Origin of the sequence: Actinosynnema sp. ALI-1.44, assembly GCF_001984155.1 — a bacterium.
GTDB lineage: Bacteria > Actinomycetota > Actinomycetes > Mycobacteriales > Pseudonocardiaceae > Kibdelosporangium.
Genome location: NZ_MTQO01000052.1, coordinates 337,116 through 353,614, shown reverse-complemented (window position 1 = coordinate 353,614; position 16,499 = coordinate 337,116). Strand labels below are relative to the sequence as shown.

Annotated in this window: 19 protein-coding genes and 1 pseudogene; 12 read left to right on the top strand and 8 right to left on the bottom strand. The window is 69.7% G+C overall.

Going from position 1 to position 16,499, the window contains the following annotated elements; all coding sequences use genetic code 11:
• The 4 genes from fmt (at position 1) to ALI144C_RS39525 (ending at position 3,689) form a co-directional block, all read left to right on the top strand.
• Positions 1-930, top strand: a complete 930-nt coding sequence (gene fmt / locus ALI144C_RS39540; protein WP_076992347.1) for a methionyl-tRNA formyltransferase — start codon at positions 1-3, stop codon at positions 928-930.
• Entirely contained in the window at positions 927-2,345 is a 1,419-nt protein-coding gene (locus tag ALI144C_RS39535) for an RsmB/NOP family class I SAM-dependent RNA methyltransferase (protein ID WP_237774535.1), read from the top strand. The genes fmt and ALI144C_RS39535 overlap by 4 nt, the downstream gene beginning before the upstream one ends.
• A gap of 178 nt (positions 2,346-2,523) precedes the next feature.
• Positions 2,524-2,901: a VOC family protein gene (locus ALI144C_RS39530; protein WP_143231140.1), complete on the top strand. Its 378-nt coding sequence runs from the start codon at positions 2,524-2,526 to the stop codon at positions 2,899-2,901.
• Between the two features lie 44 nt (positions 2,902-2,945).
• Positions 2,946-3,689: a class I SAM-dependent DNA methyltransferase gene (locus tag ALI144C_RS39525; RefSeq protein ID WP_076992344.1), complete on the top strand. Its 744-nt coding sequence runs from the start codon at positions 2,946-2,948 to the stop codon at positions 3,687-3,689.
• Positions 3,690-3,734: 45 nt separating this feature from the next.
• Here ALI144C_RS39525 and ALI144C_RS39520 read toward each other — a convergent pair whose 3' ends face one another.
• Positions 3,735-4,145 carry a DUF3574 domain-containing protein gene (locus tag ALI144C_RS39520; RefSeq protein ID WP_076992343.1) on the bottom strand — a complete coding sequence of 137 codons (411 nt, stop codon included), beginning with the start codon at positions 4,143-4,145 and terminating at the stop codon, positions 3,735-3,737.
• A gap of 143 nt (positions 4,146-4,288) precedes the next feature.
• On the opposite strand from ALI144C_RS39520, the gene ALI144C_RS39515 reads away from it, so the two are divergent.
• Genes ALI144C_RS39515 through ALI144C_RS39485 form a run of 7 tightly spaced genes read left to right on the top strand, consistent with a single transcriptional unit; the run spans position 4,289 to position 8,702 of the window.
• Positions 4,289-4,657 (top strand): PLD nuclease N-terminal domain-containing protein, encoded by a 369-nt coding sequence (locus ALI144C_RS39515; protein ID WP_076992342.1) that lies wholly within the window; start codon positions 4,289-4,291, stop codon positions 4,655-4,657.
• A gap of 11 nt (positions 4,658-4,668) precedes the next feature.
• The gene (locus ALI144C_RS39510) at positions 4,669-5,172 is read left to right on the top strand and encodes a flavoprotein (protein ID WP_441297594.1); all 504 of its coding nucleotides are present in this window, start codon (positions 4,669-4,671) and stop codon (positions 5,170-5,172) included.
• A 28-nt stretch (positions 5,173-5,200) separates the two neighbouring features.
• On the top strand, positions 5,201-5,860 hold the full coding sequence (rpe, locus tag ALI144C_RS39505) for a ribulose-phosphate 3-epimerase (protein WP_076992340.1): 660 nt from the start codon (positions 5,201-5,203) through the stop codon (positions 5,858-5,860).
• 2 nt (positions 5,861-5,862) lie between these two features.
• Positions 5,863-6,486: a riboflavin synthase gene (locus tag ALI144C_RS39500; RefSeq protein ID WP_076992339.1), complete on the top strand. Its 624-nt coding sequence runs from the start codon at positions 5,863-5,865 to the stop codon at positions 6,484-6,486.
• Positions 6,476-7,747, top strand: coding sequence for a bifunctional 3,4-dihydroxy-2-butanone-4-phosphate synthase/GTP cyclohydrolase II (locus ALI144C_RS39495; protein WP_076992338.1), 1,272 nt, complete (start codon positions 6,476-6,478; stop codon positions 7,745-7,747). Before ALI144C_RS39500 ends, ALI144C_RS39495 begins: the two co-directional genes overlap by 11 nt.
• Positions 7,744-8,241, top strand: a complete 498-nt coding sequence (gene ribH / locus ALI144C_RS39490; protein WP_076992337.1) for a 6,7-dimethyl-8-ribityllumazine synthase — start codon at positions 7,744-7,746, stop codon at positions 8,239-8,241. The genes ALI144C_RS39495 and ribH overlap by 4 nt, the downstream gene beginning before the upstream one ends.
• The gene (locus ALI144C_RS39485) at positions 8,238-8,702 is read left to right on the top strand and encodes a PH domain-containing protein (protein ID WP_076992336.1); all 465 of its coding nucleotides are present in this window, start codon (positions 8,238-8,240) and stop codon (positions 8,700-8,702) included. Before ribH ends, ALI144C_RS39485 begins: the two co-directional genes overlap by 4 nt.
• Positions 8,703-8,722: 20 nt before the next feature.
• Here ALI144C_RS39485 and ALI144C_RS39480 read toward each other — a convergent pair whose 3' ends face one another.
• The 7 genes and pseudogenes from ALI144C_RS39480 to ALI144C_RS55975 form a co-directional block, all read right to left on the bottom strand.
• Positions 8,723-9,475 carry an alpha/beta fold hydrolase gene (locus ALI144C_RS39480; RefSeq protein WP_076992335.1) on the bottom strand — a complete coding sequence of 251 codons (753 nt, stop codon included), beginning with the start codon at positions 9,473-9,475 and terminating at the stop codon, positions 8,723-8,725.
• Positions 9,476-9,505: 30 nt separating this feature from the next.
• A complete protein-coding gene (locus tag ALI144C_RS39475) occupies positions 9,506-10,384 on the bottom strand; it encodes an NAD-dependent epimerase/dehydratase family protein (protein ID WP_076992797.1) in 879 nt (292 codons plus the stop codon).
• 106 nt (positions 10,385-10,490) lie between these two features.
• Positions 10,491-11,996 (bottom strand): sensor domain-containing diguanylate cyclase, encoded by a 1,506-nt coding sequence (locus tag ALI144C_RS39470; protein WP_076992334.1) that lies wholly within the window; start codon positions 11,994-11,996, stop codon positions 10,491-10,493.
• Between the two features lie 16 nt (positions 11,997-12,012).
• Positions 12,013-13,188 (bottom strand): FIST signal transduction protein, encoded by a 1,176-nt coding sequence (locus tag ALI144C_RS39465; RefSeq protein ID WP_083753791.1) that lies wholly within the window; start codon positions 13,186-13,188, stop codon positions 12,013-12,015.
• A 124-nt stretch (positions 13,189-13,312) separates the two neighbouring features.
• On the bottom strand, positions 13,313-15,547 hold the full coding sequence (locus ALI144C_RS39460) for a WD40/YVTN/BNR-like repeat-containing protein (protein WP_076992333.1): 2,235 nt from the start codon (positions 15,545-15,547) through the stop codon (positions 13,313-13,315).
• Positions 15,548-15,688: 141 nt separating this feature from the next.
• Entirely contained in the window at positions 15,689-15,859 is a 171-nt protein-coding gene (locus ALI144C_RS39455; protein WP_076992332.1) for a DUF397 domain-containing protein, read from the bottom strand.
• 10 nt (positions 15,860-15,869) lie between these two features.
• A pseudogene (locus tag ALI144C_RS55975) lies at positions 15,870-16,067 on the bottom strand (Scr1 family TA system antitoxin-like transcriptional regulator); the annotation flags it as partial.
• A gap of 236 nt (positions 16,068-16,303) precedes the next feature.
• Between ALI144C_RS55975 and ALI144C_RS39450 the strand changes: the two are divergent.
• The gene (locus tag ALI144C_RS39450; protein WP_076992331.1) at positions 16,304-16,495 is read left to right on the top strand and encodes a hypothetical protein; all 192 of its coding nucleotides are present in this window, start codon (positions 16,304-16,306) and stop codon (positions 16,493-16,495) included.
• Positions 16,496-16,499: the final 4 nt, after the last annotated feature.

The following is a 16,499-nucleotide window of genomic DNA, read 5'->3' as shown; positions in this document are numbered from 1 at the left end:
ATGCGGCTGGTCTTCGCCGGGACCCCGGAACCCGCCGTCCCCACGCTCAAGGCGCTGATCGACTCGCCGCGTCACGAGGTCGTGGCCGTGGTGACCAGGCCGGACGCGCCTGCCGGGCGTGGTCGGCACGTCGTGCGCTCGCCAGTCGGCGCACTGGCCGACGAGCACGGCATCGAGGTGCTCATGCCGCAGCGGGTCAAGGAACCGGATTTCCTCGCCCGGTTGACCGAGCTCGCCCCGGACTGCTGCCCGGTCGTCGCGTACGGCGCGCTGTTGCCGCAGGTCGCGCTGGACATCCCGGTACACGGTTGGGTGAACCTGCACTTCTCGCTGCTGCCCGCCTGGCGCGGCGCCGCGCCGGTGCAGGCCGCCATCCGGGCGGGCGACGAGATCACCGGCGCGAGCACGTTCCGGATCGTCAAGGAGCTCGACGCCGGGCCGGTGTTCGGCGTGCTGACCGAGCCGATCCGGCCGCAGGACACCGCCGGGATCCTGCTGGACCGGCTCGCGGTGGCCGGTGCGGATCTGATGGTGTCCACGTTGGACGGAATCGAGGACGGCACGATCAGCGCGGTCGAGCAGCAGCGCGCCGAGGGCGTCAGCTACGCGTCCAAGATCACTCCCGACGACGGGCACCTGGACCTGACCAAACCGGCTGCCGCGGTCGACCGGCTGGTTCGCGCGGTCACCCCGGATCCGGGAGCATGGGCGCAGTTCCGCGGCGAACGGCTCAAGCTCGGCCCGGTGACGCCGACCGACGCCGAGGCGCTGCCGCCGGGTGAGGTCAAAGTGGAACGCAAGCGCGTGCTCGTCGGCACCGCGACATATCCCGTGCGGCTGGGCGACGTCCAGGCACCGGGCAAGAAGAAGATGGCTGCGACCGACTGGGCGCGCGGCGCCCGGGTCGAGCAAGGAGAACGATTGTCTTGACGCACCGACCGTCCCGGCCCCGGCGCGCACACCCGCCGCGTCGCCGTGAGCCGTCCGCGCCGCGCCCGCCGATGGAGGATCCGGCTCGTCGCGCCGCGCTGGACACGTTGCGTGCGGTGCGTGACCGCGACGCGTACGCCAACCTCGTCCTGCCGGGCCTGTTGCGGGAACGGCGGATCAGCGGCCGTGACGCGGCGCTGGCCACCGAACTGGCGTACGGCACCAGCCGCGCGATCGGCTGGCTCGACCAGGTGATCACGGCGTGCTCCGACCGTCCGCTGTCGCAAGTGGACAAGCAGCTGCTTGACGTGCTTCGGCTCGGCGCGTACCAGTTGCTGCGCACCAGGATCCCGCCGCACGCCGCCGTGTCCTCCACAGTGGACCTGGTGCGGTTCGACGTCGGCTCGCGGCTGGCCGGGTTCGCCAACGCGGTGCTGCGCAAGGTCGGCGAGCGCACCGAGGAGGAGTGGGTCGCCGCGATCGCGCCGCCGCGCGACGAGGACCCGATCGGCTACCTGGCGACGGCGACCGCGCACCCCCGGTGGATCGCCCGCGCGTTCGCCGACTCGCTCGGCGACAAGGGCGACGCGCTGGAAGCCGCGCTCAAGGCCGACGACGACCGCCCGGCCGTGCACCTGGTCGCCAGGCCGGGCGAGATCACCGCGGAGGAGCTCGCCGCGATCACCGGCGGCGACGTGGCGCCCTACTCGCCGTACGGTGTCCGGCTGGCGGCAGGCGGCGGCGACCCGGCCGACATGGAGCCGGTCCGCGAGCGTTTCGCCGGTGTCCAGGACGAAGGCAGCCAGCTGTGCGCGGTCGCGGTGACCCGGCCGACGCTGACCGGGTCCGACGCGCGATGGCTCGACCTGTGCGCCGGACCGGGCGGCAAGGCGGCCATGCTCGGTGCGCTCGCGGGGCTCAGCGACGCGACCCTGGACGCGGTCGAGAAAGCGCCGCACCGCGCCAGGCTGGTCGAGAACGCCACCGAGGGCCAGCCGGTCACCGTGCACGTGGCCGACGGCCGCGACACCGGGTTCGAGCCGGGCAGCTTCGACCGGATCCTGGTGGACGCGCCGTGCACCGGCCTCGGCGCGTTGCGGCGCAGGCCGGAGGCGCGGTGGCGGCGTCAGCAGTCCGACGTCGGCGACCTGACCAAGCTCCAGCGCGAACTGCTGATGTCCGCGATGGACCTGGTCCGGGTCGGCGGTGTGGTCGCGTACGTGGTCTGCTCACCGCACCTGTCGGAGACGGTCGGTGTGGTCGGCGACGTGGTGCGCCGGACCAAGGCCGAGCAGCTGGACGCCAGGGAGTTCTTCCCCGGCGTGCCCGATCTCGGCCCGGGCCCGGACGTGCAGCTCTGGCCGCACCTGCACGGCACGGACGCGATGTACTGCGCCCTGATCCGCAAGATCTAGCGGTTGCGAACGGAAGTCTGCCGAGACCCCGACGAACTTCCGTTCGCACCGGCCTCGAAGTCTCGTACTGGCGTCGGCCACAAGAGGCGGGTAGCTTCGACCATGCATTCCCATCACATGCGTCCAGTAGTACGACTTCCCACTCCAGTGGCCGAAATCGAACCGAGTGAAGATGCATATGATCAAATATCTGGGAGGGCTGGCGGAGATCGTGGAGGATCTCGATACCGCTGCGGCTTTCTACGAGCGCCTCGGCCTCGAGGTCGAGCGCACGATGCCTGGTTATTGCGAGGTAAAGATCGACGGCGTCGCGCACTTCGGATTATGGGAACGCCGTCACGCCGCCGAATCGACCTTCGGTAGCTCTGACGCCGCTGACCGCATTCCGCTCGGATTTGTGGTCAGCTTCGAGGTCGACGACGTGGACAAGGCGGCCGATGCCTTCGCCGATGTCGTCCTGCGAGGCGCCAAGGACGAATCGTGGGGCCAGCGCACACTGCGCTTCACCACATCGTCCGGCGCCATCGCCGAGATCGCGGTGTCACCCAAGCAGTGAGCCATGCGCGAAATGTGACTCGATGTGTTCTGGAAGAAGAAACAATGAGCCAATTCGACGACTTTGCTCAAGCCTATCAACTAGCGGCCGAATTGCCGTACCGCGTGCATTCTGTAGTCCCTGCCATGCGTGAGGTGGTCGGCGACGTCACCGGGCTGAGAGTGCTGGACCTGGGTAGTGGGACGGGTACGGTGACACGTCAGTACGCACAGTGGGGCGCTGCCAGGGTGGTCGGTACTGACATCTCCGGCGGTATGCTCGAAATCGCGCGTGCCCACGACGGCGACCATCCGAACGTGGAGTACATGCAGCTCGACGGTGCCAACCCGACAAACGACACTGGACTCGACGGCCAGTTCGACCTGGTCTCATCGGTCTTCGTGCTGCCTTTCGCCGCGAACCAGGAGCAACTCTCCGGCTTCTTCGTCACCGCACGGAAGGCGCTCCCTCCCGTTGGTGGCCGCTTCGTCGCGGTAGTGGTAAACCCCGACTATGTCCGAAACCCCGAAGACTACTACGCTCCTTACGGTTTCACCATCGGTCAATCAGGAGGGTATGAGGGCGCACCCCTGGTACTGAACGTTGCATCCCAGGGGGCGCCGGTACGGTTCAGTGCGTATTGGTGGTCGAGGGAAACTTACGAGGAGTGCGCCACGACGGCAGGTTTTACGACTCTTTTGTGGATCAACCCCACGGTTACCGAGGAAGGGTTGGCAAAATTCGGCCCGGAGTATTGGACGGCGTTCACCGCCGCACCAGTCGCCACCATTCTCGACGCCAGGACCTGAGACTCCTCCAGGGGACCGTTTCTCGACGCCGTTCCTCGCTGCGCGCTAGAACGAGACCCGTTCCACGCTGTCGGCGCGCAGCACGGACTCCTGCTGGAACTGCTTCTTGTAGTCCGAGCGGATCTCCTCGATCTCGCGACCGGCGCTCCGCTTGTCGTACGGGTACAGCAGGATCAGCACGTACGAGTCCTCCTTGCCGCCCTTCCACTGGCCGTGCGCGTCGAGCCAGGTCAGGCCGTCCGGGAACGCGGGCGTGACTTCCTTGTCCAGGAACAGTTCGAAGTCCGCCGGGGTGATCGGCGAGCCGTCCGGCCTGTTGCCGCCGAAGTACAGCTCGGTGCGCTTGTAGGGCTCACCGGGCGTCTTCTCGGCGGTGACGGGCGCGGCGGTTCCGGCCGCGGTCAGGCCGAGCATCAGCGCGGAGACCATGCCCGCGATGGCAGTGCGTCGTGTCATGCCGCGTATTCAAGCGGCATCACCGCGGTCCTGTCCGGCAATCGGGGGCGGCGTCCGGACCCTGGGAACCGCCCGCCCGGGCAGACCTGGCACACTGTGCGCCCTTCGAGCGGACCATGTCTTCCTGGGGTGGAGAACACATCATGCCGTTGTTCGCCGGTGGCCTGTTCAGCATCGTGGTGATGGGCCTCTGGATCTTCTGTCTCGTCGACGTGATCACCACGGTCGACGGGACCACGCGCAACCTGCCCAAGATGGGCTGGCTGTTCATCGTCCTGCTGCTGCCGCTGGTCGGCTCGATCCTCTGGCTGGTCGCGGGCCGCCCGGAAGGCTCGGGCGGTGGCTACCGGCAGGCCAGGCAGTCGCCGAGCCGGTTCCCCGAGTACGACCGGCCGGGGCGGCATGTGGCGATGAGCCCGGACGACGACGAGGAGTTCCTGCGCAAGTGCCGTGAACGCGCCGAGCAGCAGCGCAGGGCCGCCAAGCAACGCCAGCAGGAGGACGAGTCATAGCTGTTCTGGGATTGGTCGCCGCCGCGTGCTACGGCGTCGAGCGGCGGCTGTACGACGAGATCGCGAAACCGGCGGCCGAGCGCGGCTGGCGGCTGGCGATCACGCTCACCCCGACGGCCGAGCGGTGGTTCAGGGCGAGCGGCGAGTTCGACCGCGTAGCTTCCCTGACCGACCTGCCGGTCCGCAGCGAGTCCCGGTTGCCCGGCGAGCCACGCCCGCACCCGGATCCGAGCACGTTCCTGTTCGTCCCGGCCAGCGCCAGTTCCACAGCCAAGCTCGCGCTCGGCATCGCGGACAACCAGGCGTTGACCGTGCTGTGCGAAGCGCTCGGCAACCCGGGCGTGCACGTGTCGGTGTGCCCGCAACTGTCGCCTGAGCAGGCACGGCACCCCGCGTGGCGCGGACATCTCGCGACCCTGCGTGGCGCCGGTGCCGTTGTGACGACCGTCTCGCCCGACCAACCGTGGACGGGCGTCCTGGACGCCCTGCCGGTGACCGGAACCGATCGACCATAGACTTTCGTCCGTGTCCGCAGAACAGCCCATGATCGCGCCCAGCATCCTGTCCGCCGATTTCGCCCGCCTGGCCGACGAGCTGTCCGCCATCGCCGGGGCGGACTGGGTGCACGTCGACGTCATGGATGCCCACTTCGTGCCGAACCTGACGCTCGGCCTGCCCGTCGTCAAGGCGTTGCTGCAGGCGACCGACATCCCGATGGACTGCCATCTGATGATCGAGGACCCCGACCGCTGGGCGATCGGGTACGCCGAAGCGGGCGCGTACAACGTGACCGTGCACGCCGAGGCCGCGGCCGACCCGGTCAAGCTCGCCAAGGACCTGCGGGCGGCCGGTGCGAAGGCCGGCCTGTCGATCAAGCCGGGGACCCCGCTGGAGCCGTGGGTGCAGGTGCTCAAGCACTACGACACGCTGCTGGTGATGTCGGTCGAGCCGGGCTTCGGCGGCCAGTCGTTCATCCCCGACGTGCTCGGCAAGGTTCGCACCGCGCGCGAACTGGTCGACACCGGGCACCTCGACGTCCTCGTCGAGATCGACGGCGGAATCAACAGTGAGACGATCGAGTTGGCAGCAGAGGCCGGGGTCGACTGCTTCGTGGCGGGTTCGGCGGTCTACAACGCCGACGACCCCGGGAAAGCCATCTCGGCGCTGCGTGACCGCGCGGCGCGCACCAGGGGAGGGATCTGAGCATGTTCACGGGGATCGTCGAGGAGCGCGGCCAGATCACGGCCGTCCATCCGCTGCCCGACGCGGCGCGGCTGACGGTCGCGGGCCAGTTGGTCACGTCCGACGCCAAACACGGCGACTCGATCGCGGTCAACGGCGTCTGCCTGACGGTCGTCGACGTCGCCGACGGCGCGTTCACCGTCGACGTGGTGCACGAGACACTGCTGCGGTCCAGCCTGGCCAAGGCGCACGCGGGCGACCAGGTCAACCTCGAGCGCGCGATGGCGCTCGGCGACCGGCTCGGCGGCCACATCGTGCAGGGCCACGTGGACGGGACGGGCGTGTTCGTCTCCCGCGACGACGACGGCCTGACCACGTTCGACCTTCCTGCCGACTTGGCCAAGTACGTCGTGGAAAAAGGCTCGATCGCGATCGACGGCGTGTCGCTGACGGTCGCCGCCGTGCAGGGTGACAGGTTCTCGGTCGCCCTGATCCCGACCACGTTGTCACTGACCACACTGGGGCTCCGCCGGCCCGGTGACGTGGTCAACCTCGAGGTCGACGTGCTCGCCAAGTACGTCGAGCGACTTGCTGTGCCTCACATCGCGACGGCAACCGGGGCTGGGCAGGGCCACAATGAGCACTAGTGGTTCTGAAGGAGGCGCCGTGGCCCGGTTGGACGACATCGAGAAAGCGATCAAGGACATCGCCGAGGGGCGTCCGGTGATCGTGGTCGACGACGAGGACCGGGAGAACGAGGGCGACCTGATCTTCGCGGCCGAGAAGGCCACGCCCGAACTGGTCGCGTTCATGGTCCGGTACACGTCGGGGTACATCTGCGTGCCGTTGACCGAGACCGACTGCGACCGGCTCGACCTGCCGCCGATGTTCCACACCAACCAGGACCGCCGCGGCACCGCCTACACGGTCACCGTCGACGCGCGTGACGGCGTCAGCACGGGGATCTCGGCCGCCGACCGCGCGCACACGATCCGGCTGCTGGCCGACCAGGACACCAAGCCCACCGACTTCAACCGCCCGGGGCACGTGGTTCCGTTGCGTGCCAAGGAAGGCGGCGTTCTGCGGCGTGCCGGGCACACCGAGGCCGCCATCGACCTCGCGGTGCTGGCCGGGCTGCGGCCCGCCGGTGTGCTCTGCGAGATCGTGTCCCAGAAGGACGAAGGCGACATGGCCCGCCGCGACGAGCTCGAGGTGTTCGCGGCCGAGCACGACCTGACGATCATCTCGATCGCCGCGCTGATCGCCTACCGGCGCCGCAACGAGATGCAGGTCACCCGGGTCGCCGAGGCCCGCATCCCGACCGCGCACGGCACGTTCCGCGCCGTCGGCTACGACAGCCTGCTGGACGGCATCGAGCACATCGCGCTGGTCTACGGCGAGATCGGCGACGGCACCGAGGTCCTGGTCCGGGTGCACTCCGAATGCCTGACCGGTGACGTGTTCGGCTCGCTGCGCTGCGACTGCGGTCCCCAGCTCGACGCGGCGCTGGAAGCGGTCGCGTCCGAGGGCCGCGGGATCGTGCTGTACATGCGTGGGCACGAAGGCCGGGGGATCGGCCTGATGCACAAGCTCCAGGCGTACCAGCTGCAGGACAACGGCGTGGACACCGTGGACGCGAACCTGGCGCTCGGTGTTCCCGCGGACGCCCGTGACTACGGCACCGGCGCGCAGATCCTGTCGGATCTCGGCGTGAAGACCATGCGTTTGCTGACCAACAACCCGGCCAAACGCGTGGGTCTGGAAGGCTATGGCCTGACAGTGGTCGATCGTGTGCCGCTGTCGGTGTGGCCCAACCCGGAGAACCTGCGGTACCTGCGTACCAAGCGTGACCGGATGGGCCACGAACTGGGCGACCTGGAACAGTTCGAAGGAGAAACGCGGCAGTGAGCGGCGAAGGGCGGCCGGAGGCTTCGGTCCCGGAGTGCGAGGGCATCCGGCTGGCCATCGCGGCCACCAGGTGGCATGGCAAGATCACGGACACCCTGCTCGAACGCGCGCTGGACGCGGCCAAGCGGGCCAGGATCGTCGAGCCGACGGTCGTCCGGGTCGCCGGGGCGATCGAGTTGCCGGTGGTCTGCCAGGAACTGGCCAAGCACCATGAGGCCGTCGTCGCGCTCGGTGTCGTCATCCGTGGCGGGACGCCGCACTTCGAGTACGTGTGCGACGCGGTGACGGCGGGCCTGACCAGGGTGTCCCTCGACGAAGGCACCCCGGTCGGCAACGGTGTGCTGACGGTGAACGACGAGCAGCAGGCCCTCGCCAGGGCCGGGTTCCCGGATTCGGTCGAGGACAAGGGCTTCGAGGCGTGTGCGGCGGCGCTGGAGGCCGCGATGGTGCTGCGGGGCCTGCGCCAGCCATGGACAGAACGAGGATTCGAGTGACAGAACCGACGAGTGGGCGAACCGAGCACGCGCCGGAGTTCCAGTTCCGCCCCCGCAAGGTCCGGTACGTGGCCATCGTGATCGCGGTGCTGTTCGTCGCGGTGTTCACGGTGGTCGCGTTCCTGCTGCGCAGCGAGTGGACCGGCGCCTACTTCCAGGTTTCCGACCAGGTCGCGATGGTCGGGATCGGCATCGTGCTCGCCGTCATCGTCCTGATGTTCACGCGGTCCCGCGTCCGCGCCGACGCCGTGGGCATCGAGGTCCGCAACCTCATCGGCACCCGTCGCTACGAGTGGAAGCACGTCGAGCACGTCAGCTTCCCCGACGGCGCGTCGTGGGCGCGGCTGGAACTGCCGGACGACGAGTACGTCACGATCATGGCGATCCCCGCGATCGACGGCGAACGCTCGGTGGTCGCGATGCGTGAGCTCCGCAGGCTCAAGGCGACCGCGGCGGAGTAGCCGCCCGGCGGTCGCAACCACTAGCTGAGCAGGTCGGAGATCAGCTTCACCATCGCGCCGGGGTCCTCCACGTGCGCGTTGTGGCCGAGGCCGGGCAGCACGACGGCGTTCTCGTCGACCTCGCGGACCTGCTCCGGGCTGCACATCTGGTCCTGCTCGCCCACCGCGAGGACGGTCTCGGCCTGGCTCGCGGCGAGCAGGCCGGGCACGTCCGGTCGCCCGACGGCGAACGTCTTCGGGTCACACGCCAGCCGCCAGCCGTCCGGGGTCCCGACCAGGCCGAAGTCCACCCGCGGATCGTCGACGTCGACCAGGCCGCCGAGGCCGGACACCTTCAGGTAGCGCTCGGCTGCCTCGGTGCGGCCCACGTAGAGCTTGTTCGGGCGTTGCGCGTACGCCTTCGCGCCGGACAGCTCCGCCGCCGACCACGCCACCTTGATGCCCAGGCCGCACGCCCGGTCCACCGAGCCGCCGAACCAGCCGCTGGCCAGCGTCAGACCCAGCACGCCACCCAGCGAGTGACCGAGCACGACCACGTGTTCCTCGTCGTCGATCAGCTCGACCAGCGCCGCCGCCATGTGCCCGAAGGTGTAGCGGGGCAGGGGCGCGGAGCCGCCGTGACCTGGCAGATCAGGGGTGATCCAGCGGCATGGGCCGTTCGCCAGCTGCTCGTGCACGCCGTGCCAGACGTCTCCGGTGGCACCCAAACCGTGCAACAGCAACACCACCGCGTCGCCGGAACCGCCACGCTGCACCCTCAGCCGGTCTCCCATCCGACGAATTTTGCCACAACGGGCGTACCGCTAGGGGGCCGGGAACCACTCCGGGGTCACGACCGGCCGTTCCGGTTTCCAGCCCGTCGCCTCGGTCAGCTTCGTGGACACCACCCGCTGCGAGCGCGCCAGTATCCTCAGGAACCCGAACGCGAACGGCACCGTCCGCGCCCTGCGGGCCCCGGCCTTCGCCGCGACCGCTGCGCCGAACTCGTGTTTGCGCAGCGGCGTCGCGCCGACGTTGTACACGCCGCTCGGCGCGGTCAGCGCCGCCACCACCGCCGACCCGACGTCGTCGGGGTGCACCGGGGTGATCCAGCCGTTCTTCGAGCCGAAGTACGACGGGCCGAAACCCTTGGCGCCCTTGACGATCCACCGGGTCAGCGGCTCGTCTCCGTGCACGTTCGCGATCCGCAGCCGGACCGCGATCCGCCCGTCCCGCGCGAACCCCGCGACCGTGTCGTGCGCGGCCACCGACGTCGCCGGTGGCCCGGTCAGGTCGAGTGGTGCGTCCTCGTCCAGTTCGCGGTCGCCGCCGTCGGCGTACGCCAACGCGACCCCTTCCTGCACCAGGATCCCGACGTCGGCCATGGTCGCCGCCCGCACGAGTGCTTTGCTGCCCTCGACGCGGATGCGGCCGTTCTCCGCCCACGACGACGAGCGGATCAGCTTGCCGCCAACGGGAACCCGCGTCGCCAGGTTGACGACGGCGTCGTGCCCCTCGAGCGCGTCCGTGAGCTGTTCGACGTCGAACAGGTCCGCGACAACCGGTTCCGCACCCCGTTCCCTGACCACGGCGGCGCGTTCGTCGTTGCGCGCCAACCCGGTCACCCGGTGACCAGCGGCGATCAGCTGCGGCAGCGCGGCACCGCCCAACGTCCCAGTCGATCCGACCACAAGAACTCGCACGGCCCGCCGTCCCTTCACACCGGGGATGTCGGCCCCATCGTGGGCCGGTGCGCCCGGCGTGTCAGCCCCTGTCCAAACGTGGATCCCCGGTGTCGGCCCGGTCTGCTCAGTCCGAAGTGGGGAACGACAGCAGCATCTCGTCGGTGAAGACCTCCAACCGGCCGCGCCCGTTGCGCTTCGCCTGGTACATCGCCACATCCGCGCGGCGCATCAGGTCAGCCGGGTCCGGCATCCCCGGCGTGCTCAGCGCGATGCCGATGCTGGCGCTCACGCGCAGGTGCCGCCCGGCGACCGGCATCGGCTCGCCGAGAGTCCGCAGGATCCGCTCCGCCACCCGCACCGCGTCCGCCGTGGTCGCGACGCCGTACAGCAGCACCGCGAACTCGTCGCCGCCGAACCGGGCGGCGACGTCGGTCGCGCGCAGCTGGGCCTTGAGCCTGCCCGCCGTGATGGTCAGCAGGTCGTCGCCCGCGGCGTGGCCAAGGCTGTCGTTCACCGCTTTGAACCGGTCGAGGTCCAAGAACAGCAACGCCACCCGTTTGCCGTCGTGCTCGGCCGCGCCGAGCCGTTTGGCCAGCTTCTCCAGGAACAGGCCACGGCTGGCCAGCCCGGTCAGCGAGTCGTGGAAGGCCTGGTACATCCGGTCGACGGTGTTGGCGTCGGTCAGCGCGAGGCTGACGTGCTCGGCGAACGCCCGCAGGGTCTGCACGTCCGACGCGCTGTACCCGCGGGTCTGCTGGTGCGAACCGACCATCAGGCTGCCGCTGACCGCGCCGCTGTCGTGCACGGGCGCGGCCATCGACGCGCGCAGCCGCCCGTCGGTCAGCTCGGCGATCAACGTCGACGTCTCGGTGTACCCGTGCAGCACGACGACGTCGTCGGTGAGCATGGCCTGACCCGCCGCACCGGCCTCGGCCAGCGGAATGGTCGGTCGTCTGCGGGCGACCCCGGTGCGCAGCCCGACGTGCGCGACCAGCTTGGCGTCGTCACCCTCCGGTGACTCGCGCAGCCACAGGCCCACGACCTCGTCGCCGAGCAGGTCCTGCGCCGCGCCGGTGATCATGTCGAGGATCTGGGCGAGGGGGCGGCGCCGCGAGATCGCGCGCTGGATGTCGAACAGGTGCTCGACCAGCCGCTGGCGTTGCCGCAACGACTTCAGCAACTCGGCGTTCTCGGCTGCCTGGCGTTCACTGCGTTCCAGCGTCCGCAGCATCGTCAGGGTCAGCTCCAGCAGCCGCGCCATCCCGCGCACCAGCGACTGCTCCTGCACGGTGAACGCCGCGTCCCACCTGGCCAGCACCAGGCTGCCCGGGTGCGTGCCGCCCCAGCTCGCCGTCGTCACCGGGCACTCGCCGACCCCGGGCACCGTCAGCCTGTCCCGTCGCAGGGTCGTCACAGCGACCAGGTCGTCCTCCGGCAGTTGCCCGGCGGGAAACCCGACCGACGCGACCACGCTCGTGCCCATCACGACCGCGGCGACCTCGGCCTCCAACGCCTGAGCCGCGCGTTCGACCGCGCCGTGGACGGCGGACTCCTCGTCCGGGTACGACGAGATCACGGCCAGCAGTTCCAACAGCTGCTGGCCCTGCAGCCACCCGTCCTCGGTCGTCATCCGGTGTGCGGTCGTCTCAGCTGATCGCCAGCACCGCGAGCGTCTGGTTGTGGAAACCGTCGATGCCGCGCACCCGTGCGATCTCCCCGTAGGTGTAGAAGCCGGAGAACGGCGTGTTCCGCGCCCACTTGGCGATCCGTTCGTTCTCCCATGTGATGCCTTCGTCGCCGAGGACGGCGCGCAGCGCCGAACAGCTGAACGCGAGCAAGCCTACTGGCTCCCGGCCGCCGAGACCGGCCAGCACGTTCTCGCACACGGCGTCGGTCGCCGCGAGGATCGAGTCCACGTCGCCGGTCATCGCCCACGCCAGCCCGCCGTGGTCGATCGCGGTGCCGCAGCCGATCGACCGGCCCTCGATGTCGATCTCGGTGGCCATGTTGCGCGCCTCGGCGCCGCTGCGCCGTTGCACCCCCAACGGCCTCGACAGGGCGAAATCCCGGAAGGCGTCCCTGTCGACGTAGGCCTCCCGCGGCGCGCCGAGCCGGTCGAGGTAGACGTCCATCGCCGGTCGGTCGTCCAATGTGTACACCCGGCCGTTGCCCGCGCCGGTGACGATCATCGGGTCGCCGGTCTTGCGCCAGCCGTGGCCGACCGCGACCGCCACCGGCGAGACCGACGCGATCGTCACGCCGACGACCGCGTCGACCAGCACCCGGTCGTCGCCGATCACCAGGGTGTGCTCCATCTGCCAGCCGTCACCCGCGGCGCCGCCGATCAGCGGCACACTCGCCCCGACAACGCCGTAGATGCCGCGCAGAATGGCCTCCTGGTCGCGGATCCGGCCGTCGGTGAGCATCAGCAGCACACGATGCGGCAGGTCCGCACGGGCCCGTAGCGCGCACTGCGCGATCTCCGCGCCTGCCTCCCGCTGCCGCCCGGACACGGCCTCGGCGACCGCCGTGGTCACCTCGATACCCGGCCCGCCGATGGCCGTCACCACAACCGTGCCGTCGCTCGGGCCGCCCGGCGCGATCTCGCCGTGCGTCGAACACCCGATGAGCGGTACGTCCGGCACGGCGTCGCGGACACCGGCGAGCACCTCGGTCGGGTCGTGGCTGATCGCGAACCAGACGATCAGCAGCTTCGGGCCGACGCCGGTGAGCGCGGCACGCGCCGCCTGGGCCGCCGCGGCTCGGCTCGCGCCGTCCGTGCTGCGTGCGACGCCCATCCATCGCCTGCCCGGCTCGATCATGCGCCCTCCCGCGAGGCTCCAGCGCCCAGTGCTCACCGTAGACGGCGGTGTGCCGCGCGCCGGTGGCGACCGGCCGGGTTACCCGATCGGAGTACTGATCATTTCGGGTGACTCATCCGATGTCTCACGGGACGGCAGTGGTGTAGAGGCCCCGGCCGAACGTCGCGGCGACAAGCCGGTGGTTGCGCGGGTCGTACTCGATGTCGTCGACCGCGACCCGTGGCATGCCGTGACCGAGTCTGACCCAGTGACCCCTGATCGCGGTGTGGCCGACGAAGACGCCTTGGTCCGTGGCCAGGTAGATCAACCCGGCCCGGCCGAGGAGCACGTCGTTGACCGGCGCCGACGGGAGGTTGCCGGAGACGTCGGACCACCGCGCGCCCGCCGACCGGGTCACGAGCACGTGCGGCTGGTCCGAACCGGAGCGGTAGCCCGACAGCGTGACGTATGCGGTGGCCGCGTCGTGGTCGGATACCGCGATCCTGGTGACCCATGGCTGGCCGTCGAGGACCTTCGTCCACGTCGCCCCGAGGTCACGGGTGATCCAGACGCGGCCGTCGTCGGTGCCCGCCCAGATCGTCCGCGGATCCGACGGCGCGGCGGCGACCGTGGTGATCGTGCCGAACGGATAGGTGTCCTGGCCGGGCCCACCGCTGAGATCCGGGCTGATCGGCGTCCAGGTCACGCCGCCGTCGGCCGACCGGTTGAGCCGGTTCCCGCCGTAGTAGAGGACTTTCGGGTCGGACGGGTCGAACTGCACCGGTGTGAACCAGTTGCGGCGGTCGGACGTGGTCGCCGGGGCGAAGTACGTCATGGTGTCGCCGCCGTCGGCCGACCGGAAGCAGTTGCCGTACTGGTAACACGCGAAGACGTTCTGCTTGTCCCGTGGGTTGATCAGGTTCTCCTCGCCGTCGCCGCCGAGGTACTCGTTGAACGCCTCTCCGTTCCACGACCGCAGCGAGCCGTTGTCCTGGGTGCCGCCCGAGATCCGGGACGTGTCCTGCGGGGTGATCGCGGCGCTGTAGAACTGGGTGTACGGCTCGTGTTCGGCCTTGACCCAGCCGCCTAGGCCGTCCGCGTCCGACCGGTACACGCCGCCGTCGTTGCCCAGGTACACGCGACCCGGTCGGCGCGGGTCCCAGATCATCGCGTGCTGGTCGACGTGGATCGTGGTGCCGTCGGCGGTCCACGTGCCCCCACCGTCCTTCGTGGTCAGCAACGGGACACCGGCGACGTGCACCTGCCTGGCGTCGTCGGGATCGACCCAGATCTTGCCGAACCACCAGCCGAACGAGGACTGCGACGTTCGCAGCACGTCCGGCTCCGGCAGCCTGGTCCACGTCGTGCCCGCGTCCGCGGACGTGTGGAAACTCGCGAACGGCCCGGCGGTGCTGGTGACGATGGCATAGACCCGGCCCGGCTCGGATGTGGCGACACCGATGCCGATCCGCCCGACGTCCGGTCCGGCGGCCGGCAGCCCACCACCGAGCCGTCGCCAGGTCAGGCCGCCGTCCTCGCTGCGGAACACGCCGGACCCTTCGCCGCCGTAGGTGCGCTTGACCGGTGTGCGGCGGTGATCCCACAGCACGGCGTACACCCGCTTGGGATTCGCCGGGTCGATCTGGACGTCCACCGCGCCGGTGAACTCGTTGGCCACGTCGAGCACGCGTCGCCAGGTCGTTCCGCCGTCGGCGCTCAGGTAGACGCCGCGGTCGCCGCCAGGGCTGTACAGCGATCCGTTGGCGGCAACGAGAAGGCGTTTCGGATCGGTCCTGTCGACCGCGATCCCGCCGATCGTCCCCGAGTCCCGCAGGCCGATGTTCTGCCAGGTCCTGGCCCCGTCGGTGGAGCGGTAGATGCCGGTGCCCTCGTAGGTCACGCTGCCGCCGCCCGGATTGGGTTCGCCGGTGCCGACGTACAGAGTCCCGTCGTGCGCGGCCGCCACGGCGCCCATCGCCTGCGTCCAACTGTCCGGCCACGCCGGTGCGAAGGTGCGGCCCGCGTCCGTCGAGCGCCAGAGCCCGCCGCTGGCCGCGGCCGCGTACACGGTGTCGGCCCGTTGGGGATCAAGCGCCAGGCTCACGATCCGGCCGCCGATGTTGGTCGGCCCCAACGACTGCCAGCGCGCACCGACGACCGGCAGCTTCGCGGCCTCCTGGGCGGCGATGTCGTGCGCGTGCCGCGGGATCGTCTCGCCGCGCATCGCCTTCTGCAGGAACCTGTGTTCGGCGGGCGCCGACGGCCCGCGAACCGGGCGGTACTCACCCGGCTGTCCGGTGCCGGGCGGATCGGCCAGCGCGGGCACAGCGGACAACAGCGACAGGCCGGCGGCCAGGATCAGACAATGGCGAACTCGCATCGGGGACCCCCGTGGGGTGAGCGGTCGGCTGAGCCGCCGCGCACGCTACGAGCAAGCGCCCGATCCGGACATCCGGCATTGGTTGGGACTTATTGACAGTACCTCGTGAGTGATTGGCTGTCGTGAGTGGTTATCGGGGTTCTAACCCCGATAACCACTCACGAGGCCAACCAGGGCGGACCAAGCGTTCTGGTCGAAGGCGAGAGTCGGTGCCGGGTTCTTGGAGTCGCGGACTCCGACGACTGGCCCGGTGTTGGCGATCTCCACGCAGTTGTTCGTGTTCCCGCTGCGGGTGCTCTTGCGCCACTCCATGATCGCCCCTCTAGTGAAGGTCCGCCGCGGCGATCCTTGCCACCGAGTCGTCCGGGCAGAGCGCCACAGCCTCGATCCGTCGCCATGCCAGCATATGGACATCGAGGTCTTCCTGCTCCAGGAATGCGTTGCGGGTCTTGCTTTCCTGGTACAACACAGGAGGACCGCCCGGCACTTCCATGATCATGAACGCGCCGTCGAGGCCTGGGTGCGGCCCGCGGCTTGCCTACCTGAGTCGTCGACAGGCCCGCTTGCTTGCGGTGCCGTCTTGGCTCGATCGCCACTTGCCGAGACTTGATGGTCGGCCGACCCGGGGAATTCGCCATGTGGCGCCTCCGGTGATCTAGTCACCACTGTCATAACCCCGGCAATACCCGCACTGTCCAGCAGGTTCGCACTACTTGGTGATCGCTCGCGATCGCTTGGTATGCGATATTTGACGCCATGGAACCGCTGCGCACCTGGACCATTCCAGGGGACGAGACCATCACGCTGTCCGTCTACCGGCCCGCCGTCACGATCCGTTGCGGCGACGGTCCGGAAGTCACGATCAGCCCGGATCAGGTCACCACGCTGTCCGACCGCTTCGTGGACGTGGACAATTTCTTCGCCAGCGGTGAGCCCGGCGACCTGTGAACCG